The organism is Pantoea sp. GCM10028869, from assembly GCF_042666835.1.
GTDB lineage: Bacteria > Pseudomonadota > Gammaproteobacteria > Enterobacterales > Enterobacteriaceae > Pantoea > Pantoea leporis.
Window position 1 is genome coordinate 67,144 of the sequence record NZ_JBHTGO010000003.1, and the last position, 25,607, is coordinate 92,750.

28 protein-coding genes are annotated in these 25,607 nt (G+C 55.4%); 16 read left to right on the forward strand and 12 right to left on the reverse strand.

Annotated features, from left to right (window positions below; genetic code table 11):
• The first annotated feature begins 113 nt into the window (after positions 1–113).
• From ACFQW4_RS08165 to ACFQW4_RS08195, 7 genes are all read left to right on the forward strand, one after another.
• Entirely contained in the window at positions 114–1,724 is a 1,611-nt protein-coding gene (locus ACFQW4_RS08165; protein ID WP_377724791.1) for an ABC transporter substrate-binding protein, read from the forward strand.
• Entirely contained in the window at positions 1,721–2,743 is a 1,023-nt protein-coding gene (locus tag ACFQW4_RS08170; RefSeq protein WP_377724793.1) for an ABC transporter permease, read from the forward strand. The genes ACFQW4_RS08165 and ACFQW4_RS08170 overlap by 4 nt, the downstream gene beginning before the upstream one ends.
• Positions 2,740–3,597, forward strand: a complete 858-nt coding sequence (locus tag ACFQW4_RS08175) for an ABC transporter permease (protein WP_377724795.1) — start codon at positions 2,740–2,742, stop codon at positions 3,595–3,597. The genes ACFQW4_RS08170 and ACFQW4_RS08175 overlap by 4 nt, the downstream gene beginning before the upstream one ends.
• Positions 3,597–5,219 (forward strand): dipeptide ABC transporter ATP-binding protein, encoded by a 1,623-nt coding sequence (locus tag ACFQW4_RS08180; protein ID WP_377724797.1) that lies wholly within the window; start codon positions 3,597–3,599, stop codon positions 5,217–5,219. Before ACFQW4_RS08175 ends, ACFQW4_RS08180 begins: the two co-directional genes overlap by 1 nt.
• 19 nt (positions 5,220–5,238) lie before the next feature.
• Complete coding sequence (locus tag ACFQW4_RS08185; RefSeq protein ID WP_377724799.1) at positions 5,239–5,418, forward strand: hypothetical protein; 180 nt, start codon at positions 5,239–5,241, stop codon at positions 5,416–5,418.
• A complete protein-coding gene (locus ACFQW4_RS08190) occupies positions 5,400–6,617 on the forward strand; it encodes an NtaA/DmoA family FMN-dependent monooxygenase (RefSeq protein ID WP_377724801.1) in 1,218 nt (405 codons plus the stop codon). Before ACFQW4_RS08185 ends, ACFQW4_RS08190 begins: the two co-directional genes overlap by 19 nt.
• Positions 6,618–6,938: 321 nt before the next feature.
• Positions 6,939–7,217, forward strand: a complete 279-nt coding sequence (locus ACFQW4_RS08195; RefSeq protein WP_101764090.1) for a hypothetical protein — start codon at positions 6,939–6,941, stop codon at positions 7,215–7,217.
• Between the two features lie 43 nt (positions 7,218–7,260).
• Here ACFQW4_RS08195 and ACFQW4_RS08200 read toward each other — a convergent pair whose 3' ends face one another.
• Entirely contained in the window at positions 7,261–7,470 is a 210-nt protein-coding gene (locus ACFQW4_RS08200) for a CsbD family protein (protein ID WP_007892931.1), read from the reverse strand.
• A gap of 308 nt (positions 7,471–7,778) precedes the next feature.
• Between ACFQW4_RS08200 and ACFQW4_RS08205 the strand changes: the two genes are divergently transcribed.
• Both ACFQW4_RS08205 and ACFQW4_RS08210 read left to right on the forward strand, forming a co-directional pair.
• The gene (locus ACFQW4_RS08205; RefSeq protein ID WP_377724803.1) at positions 7,779–8,396 is read left to right on the forward strand and encodes a TetR/AcrR family transcriptional regulator; all 618 of its coding nucleotides are present in this window, start codon (positions 7,779–7,781) and stop codon (positions 8,394–8,396) included.
• Between the two features lie 61 nt (positions 8,397–8,457).
• Entirely contained in the window at positions 8,458–8,661 is a 204-nt protein-coding gene (locus ACFQW4_RS08210) for a hypothetical protein (protein WP_101764092.1), read from the forward strand.
• 74 nt (positions 8,662–8,735) lie between these two features.
• On the opposite strand, the gene ACFQW4_RS08215 is transcribed toward ACFQW4_RS08210, so the two are convergent.
• From ACFQW4_RS08215 to ACFQW4_RS08230, 4 genes are read right to left on the reverse strand one after another with little or no spacing between them, the layout of a single operon-like run.
• A complete protein-coding gene (locus ACFQW4_RS08215; RefSeq protein WP_222233300.1) occupies positions 8,736–10,049 on the reverse strand; it encodes an MFS transporter in 1,314 nt (437 codons plus the stop codon).
• Positions 10,042–10,677, reverse strand: a complete 636-nt coding sequence (locus tag ACFQW4_RS08220; RefSeq protein ID WP_222182649.1) for a DUF4286 family protein — start codon at positions 10,675–10,677, stop codon at positions 10,042–10,044. The genes ACFQW4_RS08215 and ACFQW4_RS08220 overlap by 8 nt, the downstream gene beginning before the upstream one ends.
• A 2-nt stretch (positions 10,678–10,679) precedes the next feature.
• Positions 10,680–12,020, reverse strand: a complete 1,341-nt coding sequence (locus ACFQW4_RS08225) for an amidase (protein WP_377724806.1) — start codon at positions 12,018–12,020, stop codon at positions 10,680–10,682.
• Positions 12,021–12,028: 8 nt separating this feature from the next.
• Entirely contained in the window at positions 12,029–12,709 is a 681-nt protein-coding gene (locus ACFQW4_RS08230) for a DUF2848 domain-containing protein (protein WP_377724808.1), read from the reverse strand.
• A 115-nt stretch (positions 12,710–12,824) separates the two neighbouring features.
• Here ACFQW4_RS08230 and ACFQW4_RS08235 point away from each other — a divergent pair, with 115 nt between their 5' ends.
• Positions 12,825–13,499, forward strand: coding sequence for a GntR family transcriptional regulator (locus ACFQW4_RS08235; RefSeq protein WP_110866359.1), 675 nt, complete (start codon positions 12,825–12,827; stop codon positions 13,497–13,499).
• Here ACFQW4_RS08235 and ACFQW4_RS08240 read toward each other — a convergent pair.
• Both ACFQW4_RS08240 and ACFQW4_RS08245 read right to left on the reverse strand, forming a co-directional pair.
• Entirely contained in the window at positions 13,496–13,882 is a 387-nt protein-coding gene (locus ACFQW4_RS08240; RefSeq protein WP_167391207.1) for a cupin domain-containing protein, read from the reverse strand. The two genes, ACFQW4_RS08235 and ACFQW4_RS08240, sit on opposite strands and share 4 nt — an antisense overlap.
• A gap of 20 nt (positions 13,883–13,902) precedes the next feature.
• Positions 13,903–14,178 carry a hypothetical protein gene (locus ACFQW4_RS08245; RefSeq protein WP_377725391.1) on the reverse strand — a complete coding sequence of 92 codons (276 nt, stop codon included), beginning with the start codon at positions 14,176–14,178 and terminating at the stop codon, positions 13,903–13,905.
• Here ACFQW4_RS08245 and ACFQW4_RS08250 point away from each other — a divergent pair.
• The 3 genes from ACFQW4_RS08250 to ACFQW4_RS08260 are packed head-to-tail and all read left to right on the forward strand — an operon-like array spanning position 14,096 to position 17,462.
• Positions 14,096–15,334 carry an MFS transporter gene (locus ACFQW4_RS08250; RefSeq protein ID WP_377724811.1) on the forward strand — a complete coding sequence of 413 codons (1,239 nt, stop codon included), beginning with the start codon at positions 14,096–14,098 and terminating at the stop codon, positions 15,332–15,334. The genes ACFQW4_RS08245 and ACFQW4_RS08250 overlap by 83 nt on opposite strands.
• 16 nt (positions 15,335–15,350) lie before the next feature.
• Complete coding sequence (locus ACFQW4_RS08255; protein ID WP_377724813.1) at positions 15,351–16,424, forward strand: sugar phosphate isomerase/epimerase family protein; 1,074 nt, start codon at positions 15,351–15,353, stop codon at positions 16,422–16,424.
• A 57-nt stretch (positions 16,425–16,481) separates the two neighbouring features.
• Positions 16,482–17,462, forward strand: a complete 981-nt coding sequence (locus ACFQW4_RS08260; RefSeq protein ID WP_222182639.1) for a LacI family DNA-binding transcriptional regulator — start codon at positions 16,482–16,484, stop codon at positions 17,460–17,462.
• Between the two features lie 76 nt (positions 17,463–17,538).
• Here ACFQW4_RS08260 and ACFQW4_RS08265 read toward each other — a convergent pair whose 3' ends face one another.
• A complete protein-coding gene (locus ACFQW4_RS08265) occupies positions 17,539–18,471 on the reverse strand; it encodes a ribokinase (protein ID WP_377725349.1) in 933 nt (310 codons plus the stop codon).
• 11 nt (positions 18,472–18,482) lie between these two features.
• Positions 18,483–19,364, reverse strand: coding sequence for an SIS domain-containing protein (locus ACFQW4_RS08270; protein ID WP_377724815.1), 882 nt, complete (start codon positions 19,362–19,364; stop codon positions 18,483–18,485).
• Positions 19,365–19,687: 323 nt separating this feature from the next.
• On the opposite strand from ACFQW4_RS08270, the gene ACFQW4_RS08275 reads away from it, so the two are divergent.
• Both ACFQW4_RS08275 and ACFQW4_RS08280 read left to right on the forward strand, forming a co-directional pair.
• A complete protein-coding gene (locus ACFQW4_RS08275) occupies positions 19,688–20,641 on the forward strand; it encodes a sugar phosphate isomerase/epimerase (RefSeq protein ID WP_192411660.1) in 954 nt (317 codons plus the stop codon).
• 62 nt (positions 20,642–20,703) lie between these two features.
• The gene (locus tag ACFQW4_RS08280; RefSeq protein WP_110866351.1) at positions 20,704–21,939 is read left to right on the forward strand and encodes an MFS transporter; all 1,236 of its coding nucleotides are present in this window, start codon (positions 20,704–20,706) and stop codon (positions 21,937–21,939) included.
• Positions 21,940–22,006: 67 nt separating this feature from the next.
• Here the strand turns inward: ACFQW4_RS08280 and ychF are convergent, their stop codons facing one another.
• The gene (gene ychF, locus ACFQW4_RS08285) at positions 22,007–23,098 is read right to left on the reverse strand and encodes a redox-regulated ATPase YchF (RefSeq protein ID WP_008107633.1); all 1,092 of its coding nucleotides are present in this window, start codon (positions 23,096–23,098) and stop codon (positions 22,007–22,009) included.
• 111 nt (positions 23,099–23,209) lie between these two features.
• Positions 23,210–23,797 carry an aminoacyl-tRNA hydrolase gene (gene pth, locus ACFQW4_RS08290; RefSeq protein WP_377724818.1) on the reverse strand — a complete coding sequence of 196 codons (588 nt, stop codon included), beginning with the start codon at positions 23,795–23,797 and terminating at the stop codon, positions 23,210–23,212.
• 257 nt (positions 23,798–24,054) lie between these two features.
• Here pth and ychH point away from each other — a divergent pair, with 257 nt between their 5' ends.
• Positions 24,055–24,330, forward strand: a complete 276-nt coding sequence (gene ychH, locus ACFQW4_RS08295) for a stress-induced protein YchH (RefSeq protein ID WP_061723496.1) — start codon at positions 24,055–24,057, stop codon at positions 24,328–24,330.
• Here ychH and ACFQW4_RS08300 read toward each other — a convergent pair.
• Positions 24,327–25,502 carry a GGDEF domain-containing protein gene (locus ACFQW4_RS08300; RefSeq protein ID WP_377724821.1) on the reverse strand — a complete coding sequence of 392 codons (1,176 nt, stop codon included), beginning with the start codon at positions 25,500–25,502 and terminating at the stop codon, positions 24,327–24,329. The two genes, ychH and ACFQW4_RS08300, sit on opposite strands and share 4 nt — an antisense overlap.
• Between the last annotated feature and the right edge of the window lie 105 nt (positions 25,503–25,607).

Here is a 25,607-nt window from a genome sequence, read left to right on the forward strand (position 1 = left end):
TCTATTCAAATGCGACTCCGAAAATTACCCATTAATTTCCAGAAAATATAATTTCAAGCGGAATAGATCCACGCGAAATCTGTTATTAGCGTTTGACCGGGAAATAGTGAGAAATGAAATATCAGGTTCTTCAGCGCTTATTCATACCGATATGGGCGACGATAAGTGGTGCGTTGCCCTTTAGCGTCAGCGCGCAGACCGTGCCGCCCCATTATAGCGACGGCACGCTGGTTTATCTGCACGAGCAGGAGCCGCCATGCTTGTGGGGCGGCTGGGTGCAGCAAGCTTATTTATCGCGTCAGGTTTTTGATTATCTGGTGAGTTATGACAACGGAAAAATTCGTCCGTGGCTGGCTGCCAACTGGAGTGAATCCGCCGATCGTAAAACCATTACTTTCCATCTACGCCACGACGTTAAATTTACCGATGGCGATCTGTTTAATGCCGATGCGGTTATTGCGAATTATCCGGCGTGGCAAAAAGGCATAGGCTGGCACGGTTTTACTTATATGACCGGATTTACCAAGGTCGATGATTATACCGTAGCGCTACATTTATCTGAGCCGAATCCTGAAATCTATAACGTGCTGGCAAATGGTCATTATGGATTTCAATCACCCGATTCACTGGCGCATAACAGCAGCGAGCAGAAGTGCTTACGACCGGTCGGCACCGGACCGTGGAAAGTGGCGCGCTGGGTGCGCGGCGATGGCATCAGTTTTGTGCGCAATGACGACTATCGCTGGGCGCCGCCAAACGCGCACCACAAAGGGCCGGCATATATCAAGCATCTGGAGTGGAAGTTCGTGCCGGATGCCACCACGCGCTGGGGCGCGCTGGTGAGCGGCGGCGCGGATGTGATTTATCAGCCGCCGTCCGCGCAGTGGCAGGCGCTGCAGCGTCACTATCAAACGCTCTCTTATGTCGCCACCGGACGGCCGCAGGCGTTCTCCTTTAATGTGCAGCGCGGTCCGTTTACCGATCAGCGGGTGCGACAGGCGTTTGCTTACGCACTGGACCGCAAGCAGATCGTCAAAACCGTGTTCAAAGGTGCGATACCGTATGAGGGCAACGGCTCGCTGAGTAAAAGCACGCCGCTCTATCTCAATGTCGACGATCGCTATTCACTCAATATCGCCAAAGCCAACCAGCTGCTGGATGACGCCGGCTGGACCGGGCGCGATGCCGCCGGCTATCGCACCAAAGACGGCAAAACGCTGGATGCGCGCTTACCGTTTATTCAGGCGATTATCGACCAGGAGGGCGCGCTGATGCTGCAGGCGGTGCAGGATCAGGTCAAACGCGTTGGCATCAAGCTGGATCTGATCCCGCTAACGCAAACCGAAGGCTTTGCCGGCGCACGTTCGCGTCCGGCAGATAAAGAAATCAGCTTTGGTTACTGGGTTTGGCCGTCGCCCAACATCCTCGACATCGTCTACAACCATGCGCTTAACGGCGCGTTCAACGGCAACAACACCAGCTTTTTCAATAATCCCGAAGTTGAAGCGCAAATCCTTGATGCGCAGCGTGAGCCGAATGCGCAACGGCGCCAGCAAAAGTTCGACCTGCTGCAAAAGTGGTTTGACGATCAGGCGATTGCCATCGGCGGCTACAACTTCACCTACAACGTTGCCATTGCCAACAACATTCGCGGGCTTTGGCAGGATCAGGGCAACGGATTGCTGAACTTTAACGATGCTTACTTCGTGCAGGAGCAGCCATGAGTGAATTAACGTCACCGTCGCCGCAAAACAGCACCGCCGATGTGGCCAGCGTTGCCGTGACACGCAGCCGCACGGCGTCGCTGCTGCGGCGGATTTCACTGCGCATCGCCTCCGCGCTGTTCGTGCTGTGGGGCACCATCACCGTGACGTTTTTGGTGCTGTCGGTGCTGCCGGGCGATCGCGCCACCATCCTGCTGAATATCACTTCCGGGCAGGTGATTGAACGCACGCCAGCGGAGCTGGCACCGATCAACGCGCAGTACGGTTTCGATAAGCCGATTGTCGAGCAGTATCTGCACTATTTCTGGCGGCTGCTGCACGCCGATTTTGGTTTCTCCTTTGAGTTGCAGCGGCCGGTGGTGCACATCATCGCCGAGCAGCTGCTGCCGACCTTTACTCTGGCGATTGCCGCGCTGCTGCTGGCGTGGATTATTGCCATTCCGTGGACGCTGCTCACCGCCGGACGTAACCGTCGGCTGGCGGCATTCGGTTCGGCAGTGGAAACCATCATGGCCGGATTGCCGCAGTACTGGATTGGCATTCTGCTGCTGATCGTCTTCGCCATCGGCTTGCGCTGGTTCCCGGTGGTCGGCGGCACCAGCCTGCTCGGCACCGTGCTGCCCGCCATCACGCTGGCGATTCCGCTGGCGGGCTTTATGGGTCACGCCATTCGCGGCGAATTTGAACGCAGCATGCAGCAGCCGTTTGTGCTGTCGGCGCGGGCGCGCGGCATGAGTCTGGCGGGCGTGCGGCTGCGCCATGTATTACGCCACGCCCTGATTCCGGCCATCACGCTGAGCGGCTGGGCAATTGGCAATTTGCTCTCTGGCGCGGTGCTGGTGGAAGCGGTGTTTGCCCGGCCGGGCCTCGGCAATGTGCTGGTCAATGCGGTGAGCAACAAGGATTTTGCGCTGGTCTCCGGCATCGTGATTCTCATCAGTTTCCTCTACATCGTCATTAACCTGGTGGTTGACCTGATTTACCTGATCGTCGATCCCCGCCTGCGAGGTCGCCCATGACAACTCATCTCACGGATTACGCCGGACCGCGCATTACGCGCGTGAGCTGGCAATTGCCGCTCTCAGTGCTGCTTTCCGCCATTGTGGCGCTGTTCTTTATTGTCGCGGCCATCGCGCCTGGTGTGCTGGCGACGCACGATCCCTTCAGCACCGATCTCTATCGCGCGCTGCAAGCCCCTTCGTGGGCCAACTGGCTCGGCACCGATGACATTGGCCGCGATCTCTATAGCCGCATTATCTGGGGCACGCGTCAGTCGCTGCTGATTGGCATCGGCGCGATGGTGATTGCGCTGTTGGGTGCGGTGGTGCTCGGCTTTAGCGCCGCACTCGGACCGCGTTGGCTGGCGGAGCCGGTTAATCGTCTGCTGGAGATCTTGCTGGCGTTTCCCACCTTGCTGCTGGCGCTGCTGTTTGTCGCGCTGCTGGGTCCCTCCGCCAGCAGTTTGCTGATCTCGGTCGGCATTGGCACCGCGCCCGGCTATGCGCGATTGGTGCGTGCCCAGGCATTGCAGGTCAAACAATCCGGTTATGTCGAAGCGGCGCGTGCGCTCGGGCATCCGTGGCCGCGGCTGTTTACCCAGCACATCGCGCCCAACGTGTTTCGGCCGCTGTTCTCGCTGGTGGCGTTAGGCATCGGGCAATCGGTGGTGTGGGCATCCGGTCTGTCGTTTCTTGGATTAGGCGTGGTGCCGCCGTCGCCGGAGTGGGGCGCGCTGCTTGAAGCCGGAAAAATTAACGTCACCGTCGCCTGGTGGCTGGAAGTCTTGCCGGGCATTGCCATTGTGCTGGTGGCGCTGTCGTTTACGCAGATTGGCCGCTACATCCAGCAGCGAGCGGAAGGAGAGAAGCGCTAATGAGCAACAATGTGATTGATGTGCGCAGTCTGAATATCTGGGCCAGCAGCGAAAGCGGGCAACCGCGCCATATTGTGAAGAACGTCAGCTTCTCGCTGCAACGCGGGCAATGTCTGGCGCTGGTGGGTGAATCGGGATCGGGAAAAAGCGTCACCGCCCGTTCGCTGGTGGGATTAGCCGGAGACGGATTGCACGTGCAGGCTGACACGCTGAGCCTGCACGGTGAGACGCTGCAGCAGCGTAGCGACAGCTGGTGGCGCAAAGTGCGCGGCAGCAAAGTGGGTTTCATTTTGCAGGACGCGCTGGTGTCGCTGGATCCGCTGCGCCCGGTGGGCAAAGAGATCGCCGAAGCGCTGGCGCTGCATGGCTGGGGCAACGCCGCCAGCCGCCAGCAGAAAGTACAGGCCTTGCTGGAAGAGGTCGGCGTGCCGCAGGCGGCTTATCGCGCCAGCCAGCGGCCGGGAGAGCTGTCGGGCGGTTTGCGCCAGCGCGCATTGATCGCCTCGGCGATTGCGCTGCATCCGGATGTGCTGATCGCCGATGAGCCCACCACCGCGCTGGATGTCACGGTACAGGCGCAGGTGCTGGAAGTGCTGCGCCAGATGCTGGATCGCGGCACCAGCGTGATTTTAATTAGCCACGATCTGGCGGTGGTGGCAAAAATCGCCGATCAAATTCTGGTGATGCAGGGCGGATCGATTGTGGAGGCGGGCTCGGCGCAGCAGGTTCTGCAACAGCCGCAGCATGCGTATACCCAAGGTTTGATAAACGCGATTCCCAGCGAACACACCAAAGGACAACGCCTTTCCGGCAGCGCACCCAGCGTGCCAATCCCAACTGTAACGCCCTCGGATGAAGTGCTGCTGGAAGCGCGGCATATCATGAAGCGTTTTCGCGGGCACCGCGCCGTCGATGACGTTTCCTTTACCCTGAAGCGCGGCGAGACGCTGGGAATTGTCGGCGAGTCGGGTTCCGGTAAAACCACCTTGTCGCGCATCGCGCTGGCGCTGGAATCACCGGACAGCGGCGAGGTGCTGTTTGCCGGCCAGCCGTGGAGCCATGCGTCCGCCGCCGATCAGCGTGCCATTCGTCGCCAGATTGCCGTGGTATATCAGGATCCGCTCTCTTCGTTCGATCCGCGCTGGCGCGTGGCCGACATCCTGCTGGATGCGATTGCACTCGATCGGCATGCGCCGACGCAAACGCCGCGCGAGCGGGCGATTAGCCTGCTGCAAGCGGTTGGGCTCGGCGCGGAGCATCTCAACCAATGGCCGGCGCGCATGTCGGGCGGCCAGAGGCAGCGTGTGGCGATTGCCCGCGCGATTGCGACCCATCCCAAAGTGATTGTGCTCGACGAAGCGGTCTCGGCGCTGGACGTCACCATTCAGGCGCAGATTCTCGATCTGCTCAGCGATCTGCAGGCGCAGCTCGGCGTCAGCTATCTGTTTATCTCGCACGATCTTGGCGTGATCCATCACATGAGCGATCGCGTGCTGGTGATGCAGAACGGCCAGGCGGTCGAGCAGGGCGCCGCCGATGAGGTGTTCTACCGCCCGCGCCATCCCTATACCCAGACATTACTTGCCTCGCTGCCACGCCTGGCCGCGCTGGAAACTGCCTAACTTTGCTACTGGAGCGAACATGTCACGCGAACTGATTTATAACGGATTTTTGCATCTCACGCCGAATCATCACAGCCACGGTTACTGGCGCACGCCGGAAGGTCAGGTGCAGTACAACTACAACCAGCTTGAAGCCTATGTGCAGACGGTGAAACCCTGGAAAAAGGGCTGTTTGATACCTTGTTCATCGCCGATGTAGTGGGCGTGTATGACATCGAATATGGCGACGGCAAAACCACCATGCGCGCCGGCACCCAGTTCCCCGAGCCCGATCCGATCACCATTCTTTCGGCGCTGGGTTTAGCGACTGAAAATCTCGGTCTGGTGGTGACCAGCAACGTGATTCAGACTCATCCGTTCTCGTTTGCGCGCCAAATCTCCTCGCTGGATGAATTTACCCGCGGTCGCATCGGCTGGAATATCGTGACTTCGTATCTCTCCAACGGCTTCCGCAACTACGGTTATCAGGACATTGTGCCGCACGATGAGCGCTACGAATGGGCGCAGGAGTATCTCGATGTGGCATATAAGCTGTGGGAACTGTCGTGGGAAGAGGGCGCAGTGCTGCACGATCCCGCTACTAACCGCTTTTTCGATGCTGACAAGATCCACAAAATCAACCACGTCGGTAAGCGCTATCGGGTGGAAGGGCCGCACATTGTTGAGCCGTCACCGCAGCGCAGCCCGGTGTTCTTCCAGGCCGGCAACTCGGATGCCGGACGCCGCTTTGCCGCGCGTAACGCCGAAGTGACGTTCCTGCCATCGCAAACGCCAGACACCGCGCGCAAAGATATCGCCATCCTTAATCAGGATGTGGTCGATTACGGTCGCCAGCCGGAGGATTTGAAGAAGCTGGTGATGCTTTCCACCGTGATTGGATCGACCGAGGAAGAGGCGAAGCGTAAGCAGCAATATCTGTTCGATAACATTGATATCAATGCATTGCAGGGCTTCTACAGCGGCGGTTCGGGCATCGATCTGGCGAATATCGATCCCGATACGCCGCTGACCGAACTGAGCCGGCGCGAGGAGTTCAGCCAGCACATGCGCTCGAAATTCCGTATCGCGGTCGATGCCGATTATGGGCAAGGCCGCGTGCTGACCTGGCGCGAATACCTGATTCAACATGCGCTGCTACCGGGCCGTTTCGCCGGTACGCCAGAACAGATCGCCGACCGGGTGCAGCAGTTTTCTGATGCTGGCGTTGATGGTTTTAACGTGGTGCCGGTCACCACGCTCGGCTGGTGGGATGAGTGGGTTGAACACGTGGTGCCGGTGCTGCAAAAACGCGGCCTGGCGCAAACGGCGTACAAGCCAGGCACGCTGCGCGAGAAGATTTTCCGCAAGGAGAGCAAGCTGCCGGCGACGCATCCGCAACGGACGTTGACGCTGAGTTAATGCGGTTGCGCAATAAATTGCGTCGCTACGGAATCAGTGCACGTATTGGTAGCGGCGTGATTTATCGCGCAATAAATATTAATGAATCCTCATAGACCCAATACTTTTCAGGCCATTATCTTCACAATTCCTTCCGCTAACACCGCGATCCCGGAGTGGCTGACAGGCCGCAAACTCGACGTTTAACGCATAGCCTGCAATGTCGAAGCATTTTCGATTGCATCGACATTTTTTTGTATTTGACGTTTTTTTCTCAGTGGGTATGCTCAGCCACGTCAGGATCCCCCGGCCAGGGTTGGTTGAGACGATTACAGAGAGCCCATGAAAAACAGTAATGACAAACAGTTATGCGACATCGCGATTGGTGATGCGGTGATGGAATTATTTAACCAGGATGCGCCGGTTTCGCGTACCACGCTGCTCGCGCAATTAGAGAAGATGATACATGCGGGTGTGACGGCGGAAGAGGTACGGATCGCCAGACTGGCTTTAGAGCTGGTGACGAACAGCAGCACAGCCGACAAGGTTGAACAATCGGAAGAGAACGTGATGAGCTTTAGAGCGAAAAACGTCTCGGCAGATGACTCAACACAGCACTGATCGCTGTATGCCGGACAAAGTTGTCCGGCATAACGGCGCGGCGTTACCAGCGGTACTTATTCGAATCTTCCCACTCTTTAACTTCTTTCTCCGCACGGTCTTTTTCATAACCGTAGCGTTCCTGGATTTTGCCGACCAGCTGATCGCGTTTTCCTTCAACCACGGTCATGTCATCATCGGTCAGGTCGCCCCATTTTTCCTTCACTTTCCCTTTGAACTGCTTCCAGTTGCCGCTAATACGATCTTCGTTCATGTTGATCTCCCTATTTCGTGGTGACTGTGTGCTGCCCTTCGCTGGCCTGATGCCAGCGGGTGAATTAATCCTGGCACAGGATTTGCGCTTTGCTTGCCTGAGCTGTGAGCTGACTCATAAATTTGCGATTGTGTGAGCCAGCGTGGAGAAAAAAAACCGTTAATAGCCAAAAGTTATTCACTAACTCTTTGCTCTGTAAGGCATTATGTTCGCCCGGCTATACAGGCAAGGGTGGGTTGCGATATAGTAATCGTTGATAAGACATTTCCGTCAACTTTTGGAAACCCGCATTCCCTGATGCCATCCGTATGAGTAAAACGCAACCCACCGACATGAAAAGCAGAGAACGTGGCCGCCCCAGAGAGTTCGATATCGAACAGGCTCTGGACAAAGCCATGATTGTTTTTCGTCAGAAAGGGTTTCATGCGGCTTCACTTAACGATCTGGGCGAAGCGATGGGGTTGACAGCGGGCAGCATCTACAAGGCTTTTAAAGATAAGCGCAGTTTGTTTCTGCTGGTGTTTGAACGCTATCTTTCGGTGCGCAATGCCGATCTGCGCCAGCGTCTGACACAGTTCACCCGCGGCCGCGAAAAGCTCGGCGAGCTGCTGCAGTTTTACCTTGATTCCGCGCGGGCGGTGGAAGGTCGCACCGGCTGTTTAGTGGTGGGCAGCGCGGTAGAGCTGCAGGTGCTGGATGACGATCTTTCGCAACTGGTGAGTGAAGCGGTCATTCGTAATAAAAACTTTCTCGCCTCGCTGCTCAAACTGGGCCAGCAAGATGGCTCAGTGACGCCCAATCTGGATGTGGACACCGCCGCGGGATTGATCCTCTGCATCGCCTTTGGCATGCGCGTTGTGGGCAAGATCACCGATGTAAAAGATGAACCAGAAACCATCAAGTTAGTTATGAAGCTGCTGGACTAAAATTTGTCTAATTAGGAGTCGGATACTTCCTAAATAAGCGAAGCGTAAAGACGGAGGGCAAGTGAAAGACGAAGATTCAGATATTACGGAAGAGATTCGCGCATTGGTGGGCAGGGTAGTGACACGTATCCTGCGTCCTGATGAAGCGCTTACCGTTCAGGAACTCATAGGCGCGTTGTATCGCCTAAGTTTGCGCTCCACCGACAGCAAAACCAAAGTCGCCTGCGAGAAAGCCATTCGTATCCTGGCGAAAAAACTGCATTAATAGGGTCGCGCGTGCCGCGCCTTGTTGTTCTCCTCTGCTGAAGTCTGGCAATCCCTCGCCAAACACCTCTCTGATTAAAGCGGGCGATGCGCGGTCTCTTTCGCCTTCCACAGCGCAAACAGCGTGATCAGCAACGCCAGGCTGACATACAGCGATACCCACAGCGTGCTGCCCATCTCTTTATACAAGGTCGTGATGATCAGGGGCGCAAAGCCACCGCCAATGATTCCTGCCAGCGTGTAAGCCAGTGACGATCCGGCGTAGCGCACGTGGCTGGGGAACTGCTCGGTGACAAACGCCGCCTGCGGCCCGTACATCACCGCATGAATCAGCAAGCCGCCAATGACCGCCAGCACAATCAGCACCGGCTGCGAGCTATCCAGCAGCACAAAGAACACAAACGACCAAACGATTGCCAGCAGCGCACCGGCAATGTAGACCGGACGACGGCCGAGCTTGTCGGAGAGCGCACCAAACATCGGCACCGTAATCGCATTGCCAATTGCGCCGAGCATAGTGGCCATTAACGCCAGCGGACGCGGCAGTTGCAGCACGGTGGTGACGTAGGTGAGGGTAAACACCACCACCAACGCGTACAACACGTCGGAGCCGATACGTGAACCGCCAGCGATCAGTAGCTCACGCGGATAGCGAACAAACACCTCTTTCAGTGGCGTATGCGTGGTTTTCTCCGCCTGCTGCATCGCGACAAAGGTTGGCGTCTCTTCTACGCCGCGACGCAGCCATAAGCCAAACATCACCAGTAGCAGACTCAGCAGGAACGGAATGCGCCATCCCCACTCCTGAAACTGCTCGCCGCTCAACGCAACCGTTACCAGCGTAATAAATCCGGTGCCAATCAAGGTACCGCACGAGGGACCTACCTGCGCAAACGAGGCGTTACGGCCACGCTTGTTGGCATCGCCATGCTCCATCGACAGCAACACTGCACCGGCCCATTCGCCGCCTAATGCAATACCCTGAATAAAGCGCAAGGCCACCAACAGCACCGGACTCCAGATGCCCCACACCGCATAGCCAGGCAGCAGGCCCATCAGTGCGGTGGTGACGCCCATAATCACCAGGGTGGTGATCAATACTGCTTTACGCCCGGCGACATCGCCGAGATGACCAAAGATAAAGCCGCCCACCGGACGGGAAATGTAGCCGACCGCATAGGTGGAAAACGCCAGAATGGTACCGACCAGCGGATCAAAGCTGGGGAAAAAGACGTGGTTAAACACCAGCGCCGCCATGATGTTGTAGACCGTGAAGTCATACCACTCCAGCGCGGTACCGATGGAGCTAGCCGCCGCGAGGCGACCGGTTTTGCTGTGGCTGGCGCGCGCGCCTGACGCGTGCGGCAACGTTGAATCGGTATTAGCCATGAGCCATCTCCTGTTGGGTTAACTGCCAGCTGAGGGAGTAGAGCTGTACGTCCGCGTTGAGTGCCTGCGCGGCATCGGCGGCGAGGGTTTTACACACCTGGGCGTCGCGGCAGGTCAGCAGCAGCATCGGATGCATTGGTCGCGTTGCGCTGGTTTCCCGTGGCAGCGGCGAGCTCAGCGTGGTGTCAGGCGTCAGCAAACGTGAGGCGATATAGCCGGGCGTTTGCTGCACGCTGCTTTGCCAGCTGCCCAGCGATGCAACATCTGTACCCGCTTTTAAGGTCAGCACCGCCAGATGGCTACCGGTGCCTTGTCCATGCTGATGCGATATGGCGCAGACGCGGCGCATCGGATTGACCATTTTGCTGAGGTTCTTCACCGACCATTCGGTCTGGCGCGTGAAGGCGGCGTGATAATCCGCGCTGGTGAAGGCTTCCAGCGATACGGTTTCATACAGGCCGAGGTATTTGCGTTCGGCATCCACCGCCTGATAACGCGTGCCGCTAAGAAAGCCGCTGATGGCCACGCGCTCTTCAACGTGTTCGTGGTCGTACCATTGGTTGAAATCCGCTTCATCTGCAGCATCGATATTGGTGGCGACAAACAGCATGCCGTGGGGTTGAGTCATGATCAGCTACTCCGTTTCAGGGTGGTTTCAATCGCGGCAGCCCAGCTGAGTAACGCAGCATCGTTGCCATGGGTGGAAGAGAGCATCAGGCCAACCGGCGCAGCGCCGGGCTGATGACAAGGCAGAGAAATCGAACAGCCATCCAGCATGTTGATCACGCTGGTGTTGCGCAGCATCAGCAGGTTGACCTGCATGTAGCGCGCGGGATCGTCGAGCTCAGTCAGCGTCGGCGCGATCAACGGCACCGTCGGCATCAGGATGCCGTCGAAGGGCGCAACCGCCTGCTCGACGCGTTGTTTCCAGTCGGCGCGCAGTTGGTAAAGTTCGGCGGCATCCTCTTCGTTCAGTAAGCTGCCGCGATTAATGCGCGTCAGAACCTGCGGATCGTAGGCTTCTGGCTGGGATTGGGCGTAATGCTGATGCCATTGCCAGGCTTCCCACGCGGTAATGCCGCCACGCGCGTTAATGGAGTCCAGTTCTGCCAGCTCTTGCAGCGGCAGCTCGGTGATTTTCACGCCCTGCGCGCGCAGCACATCAAGCGCATGCAGCCAGGCGGCGCTGACGTGTTCGTCAAGGCCAGCCAGCACGCGCGTCTGCGGGATAACGAAATGCGCTTCTGACAGATTCCGCTCATCGATTGTGAGGGGCCGATCGGCGATCACGCTATCGAGCAACCAGCAGCTGCGCACGTCGTGAGCGATCACACCGATGCTGTCGAGCGATGCCGCCAGCGGCAGCGTTCCGCGTTGATCGATGCGGCTGGCGCTCGGTTTGAAGCCGGTTAAGCCGCACAGCGCCGCCGGAATGCGCACCGAACCGCCGGTATCGGTGCCAACCGCCGCCAGACACATGCCGTCGCTCACCGCGACTGCCGCACCGGAAGAGGAACCGCCCGGAATGCGCTGCTGCGCGCGCTGCCACGGATTGGCAGGTGTGCCGTAATGCGGATTGACGCCGAGGCCAGTGAAGGCGAACTCGCTCATATTGGTTTTGCCAACGATGACGGCACCGGCCTGCTGCAGCCGATCCACCATGCTGGCGTTCGCCGTGGCTGGGCTGGCGCTACTGAGCAAGCGGGAGCCGGCGGTGGTGACTTCTCCGGCGACATCAAACAGATCTTTAATGCTGATGGGCAGACCATCAATCGCGCTGCGCGGCTGTTGCTGCTGCCAGCGCGCGCCGGCTTGTGCGGCCTGCTGCGCAGCAGCGGTATATACCTTGGTGTAGACGCGTTTGCCTTCTCCGCTTTCCGCTGCAATGGCACGCAGCGCATCCTGGGTCGGGGTTTCAGGGCTGATTTGCCCGGCGAGCAGCTGCTGGCTCGCTTGCCATAACGTTGTCATAGATAACCTCAGGCTATAACCGGTAGCGAGCCAGTGATGTAGGTGTGTTCCAGCGTGCGGTTCAGCACCGGATCGTGCAGCGCCATACGGAATTCACTGGCAGGACGAATCCCGCCGATGGCGCTGAGCGTGCCGCACGACATGGCGAAACCTTCCTCAACCTGGCCCGCGGCAAAATAGCGGCTTAGCAGATCAAGTGGCATCAGCAGCGAGGAGAGGGCGCCTTGCTGATAAGTCACCCAATCACCGTTGACGTTGATCCAGGCGCGCAGCTCCAGTTGATCCCAGTGCGCTTTGACGTCCGCCATGCGCCACGCGTGACCGGCCACCGGTTTGATGCACGCCTGTTTAGATAGCGCCACGCTGAACGTTTCCAGATGACGATCGGTATGATCAGAAATCAGCGAAACCCAATATTCGCCGCGATGGAAAAACACGAAGGGTTCAGCTTCACCGGACGTCTGATCGCCGACCACCTCCAGCTGCGTTTCCTGAGTTAATTGATTGGTTGCGACGCGATAAAACAGCGGCACTGCACCAGGAGCGGGCACGCCCAGCGCTTCCAGCTCCCTGATATGGTGCAGCACCGCTTCCTGATCGCGTCCTACCCAGCCCGCGATAACAAGTTGATTAATCTCAACATCCAGTACTGCCGCATCGGCGTAATCTGTTGTAAACCGTAATTGCATGGGATCGATCTCCAGGTGAGAAATGCGTGTGAAATTTCACTGTGATTTCAATCTAGCCATTTTCATGCCAGGTTTTTGTGTAATATGTCTCAGTTACCTAATAAGGATTTGCGTGATGAGTAATGTGATGGCTGAAAATGTGAGCTCGCCGACGACCCCGAAAAGCATTTCGCTTAACGAGCGCGCCTATCTGGCGTTCAAGCACCGGCTGATCACGCTGCGCTACAAACCGGGCGACTATCTCAATATCGCGCAGGTGATGGATGATCTTGAGATGGGCAGAACGCCGGTGAATCAGGCGGTGCATCGACTGGAGACGGAAGGGCTGTTGCAGATCATCCCGCGCAAGGGCGTGATGGTGTCGCCGCTGTCAATTGATGATGCGCTGGAGTTAATTGAGGTGCGTCTGGTGAATGAGGCGCTTTGCTTGCGGCTGGCTTCGCAGCGGGTCAATGCGGCGCAGATCATCTATCTGCGGGAGATGAATCAGCGCATTGCCAATGCCAGCGCCTCACGCGATCGCGAACAGATGATGCTGCTGGACCGCGAATTTCATCAGGTACTGGCGGACATCGCCGCCAACGGTCGGCTGGCCGATATTCTCAGCATTATCCACGCGCAGGCGCAGCGCTTCTGGGCCACCACGCTTTCCAGCGCTGCGCACATGAACGAAGTCATCGCCGAACACGAAGCGATCATTGCGGCGCTGGAGCAGGGAAATGCCGAGCTAGCGGAAGAGGCGGCGCGGGTGCATATCTATTCGTTTAAACAGGCGCTGCTGAATAATTAATATTCGGCTTCTTCACCCGGCAGCGGAATAGAGAGTTCCATGCCCTCAACCCCGGCGTAGAAAATAATCAGCTCGGCACGCTGATCCGTGGTGAAACCACGATGGGCAATGTCGATGGATTCATTAAAGGCTTCGCCAGCGTTAAACGTTTTAGTCTCGCCGCTGGCTTTGTCTTCGATAGTCAGCGATCCCGATAAAATATACGCGGTATTCGGCATAGGATGCGTATGCCACGGCAGCTCGGAATGTGCAGGAATGGTCATCTTCATCACCGTGATCTCGGGCTTACCGGCTGGATAGTGTTCAATATGCTGGCCATTCCAGGCTTGCCCGCTTTGCAGTAGCGTTTCTGCACTGTTTTCATGTTCGTTATCGGCGCTCATCCCATTCCCCTGAATCGTCATTAACAATCTCTCCCGCACAGGATAGTGCAAATCAGCAAGGCTGCGCGTGCAATCACTGTCAGCCTAAACCGCTCGGTGATGCTCGGGTCACTTGTAAAAGAATTGTGATCGGTCACCAGGATCTGCTTAAAGTAATCGATTACTTTGTTTCTCAGTGGAATGTAATCGATTTCTTTTTGGCGCGAGGTCAGCATGGTTTCGACAACTACAGGTTCTGAGATCGCGGCGAGGCAGCAGCGTCTGCTGATTCCCCGCTTGTCATTAATGATGTTCATGCAGTTTTTCATTTGGGGAAGCTGGTCCGTTACGCTCGGGCTGGTGATGACGCAGCACAACATGTCATTGCTGATTGGTGATGCTTTCTCAGCAGGGCCGATCGCCTCAATTCTGTCGCCGTTTGTGCTGGGCATGTTGGTTGACCGCTTCTTTCCTTCGCAGAAAGTCATGGCGGTGATGAACCTGGCGGGCGCGGTGATTTTATGGTTTGTCCCGGGCGCGCTGGTGGCCGAAAACGGCGCGCTGCTGATTGGCTTGCTGTTTGGTTATACGCTGTGTTTTATGCCGACGCTGGCGCTCTCTAACAACATTGCCTTTCACAGCCTGGCCAGCAGTGACAAAAGTTTTCCGGTGGTGCGGGTGTTCGGCACCATTGGCTGGATTGTGGCGGGCATCTTTATTGGTGTTACCGGCATCGCCTCCAGTACCGCGATTTTCACCCTGGCCGCAATCTGCTCGTTGGCGTTGGCAATTTACAGTCTGACGCTGCCGCATACGCCTGCACCGGCGAAAGGCATGCCGCTAAAAGTGCGCGATCTGTTCTGCGCGGATGCCTTTGCGCTGCTGAAAATCCGTCACTTCTTCGTCTTTGCTCTCTGCGCCACCTTGATCTCCATCCCGCTCGGCACCTATTACGCCTACACCGCGTCCTGGCTGGCGGATGCGGGCGTGAGTAACGTCAGTACCGCGATGTCATTTGGTCAGATGTCGGAAATCTTCTTTATGCTGGTGATCCCGCTGCTGTTCCGCCGCCTTGGCGTCAAATACATGTTGCTGGTCGGCATGGTGGCGTGGTTTGTGCGCTACGCGCTGTTTGCCTTGGGCATGAACGATGAAAGCCGCGCACTGATTTACATGGGCATTCTGCTGCACGGTGTCTGTTACGACTTCTTTTTTGTGGTGGGCTTTATTTACACCGACCGCATCGCCGGCGAGAAAGTGAAAGGGCAGGCGCAGAGCATGGTGGTGATGTTCACCTACGGTATTGGCATGCTGCTGGGCTCGCAGATCTCGGGCGCGCTGTATAACCGCCTGATTGCCGGACAGGGCACGGCGCAAAACTGGGCAACATTCTGGTGGATCCCCGCGATTGCCGCGGCGGCGATCGCCGTTCTTTTCCTCTTCAGCTTTAAATACCGGGATGAAGCGGTTTGATTGACGGGAGGTGTAGGTGAAAACGTTAAAAGGACCGGGAATTTTTCTCGCGCAGTTTATTGGGCAGCAGCCACCGTTTAATTCGCTGGCAGGGCTGGCGCAATGGGCCTCTGCGCTCGGTTACAAGGCGCTACAGATGCCCTGTAATCACCCTCTAATTTTTGATCTGCCGTGCGCCGCAACCAGTCAAACCTATTGCGATGAAGTGACGGGTTTGCTGGCGAACTACGGCTTGCAGATCAGTGAATTATCGACGCACCTGGAGGGCCAGCTGATTGCCGTCCATCCGGCGCACGATCGCGCCTTCGACGGCTTCGCACCCGCCGCTTTGCGTGGCGACAAAGAAAAGCGCACCGCGTGGGCGATTCAGACGGTGAAGCTGGCAGCGGCCGCGTCAGCCAACCTGGGATTGCAGGCCCACGCGACGTTCTCCGGTTCGCTGGCCTGGCCGTATCTCTATCCGTGGCCGCCACACAATCCTCAGCTATTGAGTGAAGCTTTCTCAGAGCTAGCGCGGCGCTGGCTGCCGGTGCTGGACGAGTTTGAGCGCTACGGCATTGATGTCTGCTACGAGATCCATCCCGGTGAGGATTTGCATGATGGCGTGACGTTTGAACGCTTCCTGGCGTTAGTGAACAATCATGCGCGCTGCAACATCTTGTTCGATCCCAGCCACTTGCACTTGCAGCATATCGATTATCTGCAGTTCATCGATATCTACCATCAGCGCATTAAGGCCTTTCACGTTAAAGATGCCGAATATCTGCCGAACGGACGCAGCGGCGTGTATGGCGGTTATCAGCGCTGGATAGATCGTGCTGGTCGCTTCCGCTCACCCGGTGACGGACAGATCGATTTCCCGGCCATTTTCAGCAAGCTGGCGCAATACGATTATGCCGGTTGGGCGGTGCTGGAGTGGGAGTGTTGCCTGAAAGAGGCGGAAACCGGCGCGCGCGAGGGCGCCGACTTCATTCGTCGCCACATCATTCCGGTGGCCGAACGGGCATTTGATGACTTTGCCGCACAACCGCAGCAGGCAGCCAGCATCCGCGCCCAGTTGGGGTTAAATGCGGCAAAGTCGCATGATTAAGGCGGGCGCGAAATTATGCTAGCCTCCGTAGTATCTGACTGAGCAAGAGTTGTAAGCATGTCCATCCAAAAAATCGCCCGCTTAGCGGGCGTTTCTGTGGCAACAGTTTCACGGGTGCTGAATAACAGCGATACGGTAAAAGCGCTGAATCGTGAGAAAGTCCTGCACGCTATTAAAGCGAGTAATTACCAGCCAAATTTATTAGCGCGTCAGTTGCGAACTGCACGTAGCTCAATGATTCTCGTGATGGTGTCGGATATCTCCAATCCCTTTTGTGCCGAGTTGGTAAAAGGCATTGAGGAGCAGGCGGAGAAAAACAGTTATCGCATTCTGTTGTGCAATTCTGGCTCAGACATCGAGCGCTCCCGCTCCAGTTTGCAATTGCTGGCCGGGAAAATGGTGGATGGCATTATCACCATGGATGCGTTCAGTAAGTTGCCAGAACTGGCGCAGCTGATTGGCGAAACGCCGTGGGTGCAATGCGCGGAATACGCCGATGCCGGTGATGTCTCCTGCGTGGGCATTGATGATGTGCAGGCATCAAAGCACGTCGTGGCGTTTCTGGCGGGCAGGGGACGACAGCGTATTGCCTTAATCAACCACGATCTCAGCTATAAATATGCGCAGCTGCGGCAAGCGGGTTATCAGCAGCAACTTATCCATGAAGCGCGCAGCTGGCAGGCCATCACGTACGCCACCGAGCTGAGTTTTAATGCCGGCAAACAGGCGATGGAAGCCTTGCTGAGAGCGCCCGAGCGTCCAGATGCCGTGTTTGCCGTGTCGGATACCTTAGCGGCGGGCGCGCTGTCAGCCATTCATGCCGCCGGGCTGCGCGTGCCGCAGGATATAGCGGTGACGGGGTTTGATGGATCCGACCTCGCCGAAATGGTCACGCCGCCGCTGAGCACGCTGGCGCAGCCGTCGCGCGATATGGGGCGCAAGGCGTTTACCTTGCTGCTGAATAAGATCGATCAACCTGATTCACCGGCTCAACGCATTATGATGGACTGGCACTTTGTGGTGCGCGCCAGTACTTAATCGGCGTTTACGAAGGCTGCGAAGTATATGGTCTGATGTTGTAAAGGTGCCGTTCAGAGCTTCAGGTCCGTATTTTTCAACCAAACAGGCGCTGGCGATTTTGCGTCAGCGCGTGCGCCACATCAGGCAGCATCGGGAAAGAACTCTGACCGCCATATTTCTGGATTGAGCAGGAACTGATTTCAGCCGCGAAAGGAATCGCTTCTTCCAGATCGATGTTGTTCACCAGGCAATAAGCGATGCCGCCAATAAAGGAATCCCCTGCGCCGGTGGTATCCACCACATCCGGACAGAACACGGCGGGATAATGTCTGGCAGCTGCATCACCGGATAACACCGCGCCTTTCTCGCCCAGCGTGATAATCACCCGACCATTTACCTTCTGCTGTAGCGCTGCTGCACAGATCATCGCTTCCTTAACCGACGTGACGGCGGTTTTGCTCATAAAGCTGGCTTCGGTCTCATTCACCACCAGTAAATCGACCTGACTCAGCGCCTGCGGAGAGATTTCGCGCGCCGGCGCGTTGTTCAGCAAAATCTGGCAATCGTGGCGGCGTGCCACGCTGATGGCTCGTTCAACCACACGATCGGGAATTTCCGACTGCAGGATTAACAGAGGCCGATCGCTAAATAACCCATCGTGAATATCGGGTTCGCTAATAAGGTAGTTTGCGCCCTTAATAATGGTGCTGCAGTAATCACCGGATTCCAGAATCTGCACGATGCCAATGCCGGAGGTTTTTCCGCGCTGGCTAATGTTATCTACCGATACCCCATTTTCATTCAGCGATTTTATGAGTTCGCTGCCATAAATATCATTGCCCACACAGCCCACCATATTGACGTTCAGTCCCAGCTTGGCGCACTGAACCGCCTGGTTTGCCCCTTTTCCGCCCGGCATCAGCATTAATTCGTTGCCGGTAAACGTCTCCCCAATTTCCGGCAGGCGATCCTGCTGGACAAGAATGTCGTAGTTAAGACTGCCAATAACAACAATATTATGTTTCATCATTTCGGCCCTTAATTGGCGGTGCGCTTGGACGCAACCGCATTTCTGGTGTTGTGTAAACTGGTCTGACTTTTTTCGCTGGTCTTGCTGGCGATAAGGGTAAAGATGGCATCCAGAATATTCAGATGCACAATGCGCGTGGTGGCGTTCTCTCCGGTAATCGGATTGTTTTTAACCGACGAGATAATCGAGTGCCGGGCAATTAAACTCAGTGGGCTGTTGGGATAATTGGTCAGGCAGATGGTTTCTGCGCCGTTCTCATTCGCCGCTTTTACCATCTGAATAATGTCCGTGGTTTGGCCGGAGTGAGAAATCGCCAGCAGGATATCGCCGGGTTGCATCAATGAGGCGGTCATCAGCTGCTTGTGGCTATCACTAAACACCGACGAGAAGATGCCGATCTTCAGCAGCTTATGATTGAAGTCATCACAGATAGAACCTGAGCCACCGCACCCGGCAATAACTATGCGTGCGCTTTCTGGTTTATTAATAAACAGATACGCCACTGCTTTTATCACGGCACTGTTAATCACGCTCAGGGAATCCTGCAGTGCCAGCACCGAATTTAAAAAGGTGCTTTCAATCACCTGCTCGACATATTTTTCTGAATCGGGGATTACCGGAATATCGATGATATCTTCCTGCGTGCTGACTTGCCGGGCAATACTGATTTTCAGATCGTGAAAACCGGTAAAGCCTAGTTTCTTCGATACTTTAGTAATGCTCGATACGCTAACATTCAGATAATTCGCAATATCAGTGATGCACATTTTAGATAATGACTGTGGATTGTCGTCAATAAAACGTGCAATTGAACGTTCCTTTTTTCCCAGCTCAGGCGCAAGGGTGCGAGCCAGCAGGAATATCTCATTGCCTTTAAGTCGATTATGCATTTTGCGCGCTCATTAAAAATGTTGTCGCTAAGCTAGCATGGCAGTTAGGGGAAAAGTGTTAACTGGATCACACGCTGTAAAACGTTTTACTGATGCATTTTACTGGCAGTAAAACAAAACTATCCTTATTGCGATTGTTATTTCATTAACAGTAAAATAGCTATTTAAGCTATTGTATTACAATGATTTTACTCGCAGTAAAACTTTTACTATTATAAATCTACCGTTTATTTTATTAGCGGTAGTATTTAGCTGATCGCATTTACCTGATGAATATTCTCATTTATAAGAACATGGAAATCCCATTAAAGGTAATTTAAAAAATGAAATTCTCATCACGTATAAATTCATTTCGCTCCAGAGCCGATCTGTTTGCGGCGAAGAACAATATGGATACTTGCGATCTTATTACGCGTATGGGTAGCGTTGCGGGCTTAACGCATATCGAGCTGAATTATCCGGAACACTTTATTGGTCAGGATAAAGCGCTGATTAAACAGACCATCGCCGATAACAATTTGCAGGTGGGCGGCATCGCACTGCGTTATAACAAAGAGTTCATCGAGGGTGAATTCACCAATCCTGATGCCGCACTGCGTAAAAAAGCGATCGAAATTACCCTCGAAGCCGCAGAGATGTGCAAATACCTCGGCGGCAATACCGTCACGCTGTGGTTTGGCTATGATGGTTACGATTATCCGTTCCAGCAGGATTATTTCCGCGCCTATGAGTGGCTGGTCAACGCATTACAGACCGTGACCCAGGCACACGCGGATATGCAATTCAGTTTTGAATATAAGCCGTATGAACCGCGCACCTTCTCCTTTATTGGTGATGTCTCTTCAACGCTGATGCTGATTGATGATGTAGGCTCCGACAATCTTGGTATTACCCTCGATTTCTGTCACATGATCATGAAGAAAGAGAATCCCGCTTTCTCACTGTTCCAGTCGGCACGCAAAAACCGTCTGGTGGGCTTCCACCTGAATGATGGTTATGGCCATTTTGATGATGGATTGATGCTGGGTTCCGTGCACCTGATGCAGACGCTGGAATACATCTATTACGCAAAACGCGTTAACTTCAGCGGCCTGATCTATTTCGATACCTTCCCAAGCCGTGAAGATCCGGTTGCCGAATGCGCGCAAAACATTCGCATGTATAAAGCGCTCTCCAGCTTTATTGATCGCCTGAGCATTGATGAAATCGATCAGCTGATTAAAAGCCAGGATGCGCTGAAAGTGCAGGGCATGCTGATGAAAATCATCGCTGAATAAAAACAAAATCAAAACTTACCTCTATTAACTACCACCAGTCAGTGTCTGACACGGGGGAAACTATGTTCGACAAAATAGGTTTGCCTAAAAACTTGCTTTGGGGCTATATCGGCCTCGCGATATTCATGATCGGCGATGGTGTAGAACAAGCGTGGATTGCCATCTGGCTGGTGGATAAAGGGCTGTCTGTCGCGCAAGCCTCTTATCTGATCACCGCATACGGTGTCACCGTGACGCTGGCGGCCTGGGTGACCGGCGTACTGGTGCAAACCCTCGGCCCGCGCAAAGTGATGCTGTATGGGTTGATCACCTTTGTTATCGGCAGTATCGGGTTTATCGGCGTTGGCCTCAAGACCATGCACATGGCCTGGATGCTGCCGTTTTATGCCATTCGCGGCATCGGTTATCCACTGTTTGCCTACTCGTTTCTCATCTGGATTAACTACAGCACGCCGGTGGAGCGCCGTTCTACCGCAGTGGGTTGGTTCTGGTTTACCTTCTCGCTGGGTTTGAGCGTCATCGGTCCGTTCTTCTCCTCGCTGGCATTGCCGGTGATGGGCGAAATTCATGTGCTGTGGGTCGGCATGGTATTTGTGGTCGTCGGCTCCGTGTTAGGCATTTGGGTGAACCGCGACGTGGTACCGGCATCTGAAATTCATCCTTTCAGCGCGGCGGAGTTAATTAAAGGCATCACCATTCTGCAGCGTCCGGTGATTGCGATGGGATTGGTGGTGAAATCGGTAAACGGCATCGCCCAATATGGCCTGGCGACCTTCCTGCCGCTCTATCTGATCAGTTTCGGCTACAGCAAAACCGAATGGCTGCATATGTGGTCGGCGGTGTTCCTGGTGGCGATTTTCGCCAACCTGTTCTTTGGCTTCTTCGGCGATAAGTTTGGCTGGCGTACCACCATCATGTGGGTCGGTGGATTTGGCTATGCGGCGGTGCTGATTTTGGTCTGGGCCGTGCCGCAGCTGCTGGGTCACAACTTCTATGTGATGGCATTGGTGCTGTGCCTGTGCGGTATTACCATGGCCGGTTATGTGCCGCTGTCGGCGCTGTTCCCACTGCTGGCCCCGGACAGCAAAGGCGCGGCCATGTCGGTGCTGAATCTGGGCGCAGGTTTGGGCGCCTTTATCGCACCTGCCATCACCGCGCTGTTCTACTCATCGCTGGGTGCGGGCGGGGTGCTGGGAATTTATGCCGGGCTTTATGTTCTGAGCGGTGTATTGACGCCATTCCTGAAAACGCCTGAAGAGTTGGATGCGCGGGTGGCGATGACGGACAAAGCGGCCTGAAAGAAGTGAGATTTTGATAATAAAAAAGCCCAGTTAATTAACTGGGCTTTTTATTGCGATTAAGAGATTAGACGTTGAACAAGAAGTTCATCACGTCGCCATCTTTTACAATGTACTCTTTACCTTCTGAGCGCATTTTACCGGCTTCTTTTGCACCTTGTTCGCCTTTGAAGGCAACGAAATCTTCAAACGCGATGGTCTGAGCGCGGATAAAGCCTTTCTCGAAGTCAGTGTGGATTTTACCCGCCGCCTGTGGCGCGGTGGCGCCAACAGGAATGGTCCATGCACGCACTTCTTTCACGCCTGCGGTGAAGTAGGTTTGCAGGTTGAGCAGCGCATAACCGGCGCGGATCACGCGGTTCAGGCCCGGCTCTTCCAGACCCAGTTCAGCCATGAACTCGTCGCGCTCGTCATCTTCCAGCTCAGCGATATCAGATTCAACCGCAGCACACACCGGCACCACCACCGAACCTTCGGCTTCGGCAATTGCACGTACCTGATCGAGGTACGGATTGTTTTCGAAACCGTCTTCGTTGACGTTGGCGATGTACATGGTTGGCTTCAGCGTCAGGAAGCTGAGGTAGCGGATGGCCGCTTTCTCGTCAGCATCCAGATTCAGTGCGCGCAGCATGCCCGCTTCTGACAGATGCGGCAGGCACTTCTCCAGCGCAGCCAGCTCGGCTTTCGCATCTTTGTCGCCGCCTTTGGCTTTCTTCTGGCAACGCTGAATCGCACGTTCGCAGGTGTCGAGATCCGACAGCGCCAGCTCGGTGTTGATGACGTCAATATCTTCCGCTGGATTAACTTTGCCCGCAACGTGGATGATGTTGTCGTTTTCGAAGCAGCGCACCACGTGGCCGATGGCTTCGGTTTCACGGATGTTGGTCAGGAACTGGTTGCCCAGGCCTTCACCTTTGGACGCGCCTTTCACCAGACCGGCGATATCGACGAATTCCATGGTGGTTGGCACGACGCGCTGTGGCTTAACAATCTCGCTCAGCTGATCGAGGCGCAGATCGGGCATTGGCACCACACCGGTGTTTGGCTCGATGGTGCAGAACGGAAAGTTGGCTGCTTCGATACCCGCTTTAGTCAGCGCGTTGAACAGGGTGGATTTACCGACGTTCGGCAGGCCCACAATACCGCATTTAAATCCCATGGTCTGATTACCTTTCTCACTGAGTGCGCAGCGCTGTTTAACAGCGCCGACAGATTCAAAAAATTTCGCGCATTATACACAGAATTGCCTTCTGCGGCGCGGGAATTGGCCTTAGCCCGCCTTGAACGCGTGCAGGCGGTTCATCGCCTTAATCTTGTCTTCTTTCAGCCACAGCTCGGTGCAGCGCACCGCTTCGTCTACCGCATCATCAATCAGCTTTTGTTCGCTGGCTGGCGGCTTGCCGAGCACGAAACCGGTCACTTTATTGCGGTCGCCAGGATGGCCGATACCGACGCGTAAACGGTGAAAATTATTGTTGTTGCCCAGCTTGCTGATGATGTCTTTCAGGCCGTTATGGCCGCCGTGGCCGCCACCTTGCTTGAATTTCGCCACGCCCGGCGGCAAATCCAGCTCATCGTGCGCCACCAAAATCTCTTCTGGCGCAATGCGATAAAAGGTCGCCATCGCCGCCACCGCTTTGCCGCTGAGATTCATAAAAGTGGTGGGCACCAGCAGGCGCACATCTTCTCCCGCCAGCAACAGGCGCGCGGTGTAGCCATAAAATTTTGGCTCGTCTTTTAACGACTGATTGTTGCGGCTCGCCAGTAAATCGACATACCAGGCGCCCGCGTTATGGCGCGTTGCGGCGTATTCAGCGCCGGGATTGGCCAGCCCCACAATCAGTTTAATGCTGCTCACGATGTTTATCCTGTCTTGCTGCGGAAAGGGCGATAGTTTACTGCCTGGCGGCACGGATGACAAAGGCCACGCGCCACAGATAATGTCTCTGCGTGACTAATCATTTTCTATCGAAATCAAGGCGCTGGCGGTAAAGATTTGTCAAAGGTTGTGAAGGATATGTGATCCTGTACGCAACTTAAGCGGCAGGTATTGCCTAAGCTTATGGCTAGTTAACCATACGTGCTGTTTTGCTTTTATAAGGATGGAGGTGGATCATGAAACGTCAAAATTGCCGCTTTGTAGGTAATGGTTTGATGTGTTTGGGTTTACTGACGATGGTGTTGGGCGTTGGCTATTCCATTATCAATCAGCTTCCTTCACTCAACCTGCCGCAATTCCTCGCGCACGGTGCGATGTTCAGCATCTTCGTTGGCGCTTTACTGTGGCTGGTGGGCGCGCGCGTCAGCGGACGTGAGCGCGTGGAAGATCGCTATTACTGGTTGCGTCATTACGGCGATAAGCGTTGCCGTCGCAATCACTCATCACATTAAGTAAGTACGGTTTGCTGCAGCGGCGGTAACTGCGCGAGATAACGTTCGATGCGGTTACGGCCGCTGGCTTTTGCGCGGTACAACGCTTCATCGGCCAGCGCCAGCAGCGGCGGGAAAGGTTCGCCAGGCTGCAGCGCGGTGGCATAACCGATGCTGACGGTATAGCGCACGTCGTTAGGTTGCGACAGCTGTGTCGCCAAACGGATACGTTCACATACCCGCTGCGCCTGCTCGGCATCGCCGGGAATGATCGCCGCAAACTCCTCGCCACCCAAACGGGCAAAATGGCCACTCTCCGGCATCAACGCCTGCACCACCTGACAAAAATCGATTAATACTTGATCGCCTCGTTGATGGCCGAAACGGTCATTGATGCTTTTAAAATGGTCCAGATCGAACAGCACCGCGCTGTAGACAAAGTGTTGTGATTGTCGCGCGCTGCGTAAAATCATTTTATCGGCCTGCTCGAATAGCGCGCGGCGGTTCCACACGCTGGTGAGCGGATCGTGCATTGATGCCAGCTTGTGGGCGATTTGCGTGCGCTCGTTGACCATCGCCAGAATGGTGAAACTCAGACCAATAACAAACAGGATCGATTCAAGAATCACATACACCGAGAAGCTGGAACCGCCAACCGCACCGCGCACCGGCGTCGCCACCGCATCATCCAGAAAGATCCGCGCCACGTGAAACAGCAAATGGATCCACAGCAGGATTTGCGCCGGCCAGAAGGTGACGGTTAACGATGCGCGCACGCGCCACAGTAAGCGGATTAGCGCGCCGGTAAAGATGATGCACAGCAGGCAAACCACCAGCACGCGCTTCGGCTGGCTGGAGTAAAATTCGGGGAACAGGCACAGAATCGCCCACAATAAGCCGCCGCCTAACCAGCTGAGGCCAATCGCGTTACCGCAGAAGATGCGGAAGGCATTGAGCAGATTGCCATAAGCCAGCAACAGCATGACGTTGCCGACCGCGACCGGTAAAAAATGGAATCCCGCACTGCGTAAGCTGCTGAAGAACACCGCCGCCAGGGTTAAAACCAGCGCCAGCGTGGTGCAGCCCAATACGCGATCGTACTGCGCGCCAACCCAGGCAAAAACCAAAATGATACTCAAAAACCCCAGCACAAAGAGCTCGCAAACAAACAGCGTGTAGAGGTCGAGAGTCATAGTGGTCGGAGCTCGGGGAAAAAGTGGGAAGAAAATAGCATTAAACATTGGACCGCTAAAGGGCGGCAATGCGAGTCACCAGAAAAGAGTGGATGGCAGCGAGAA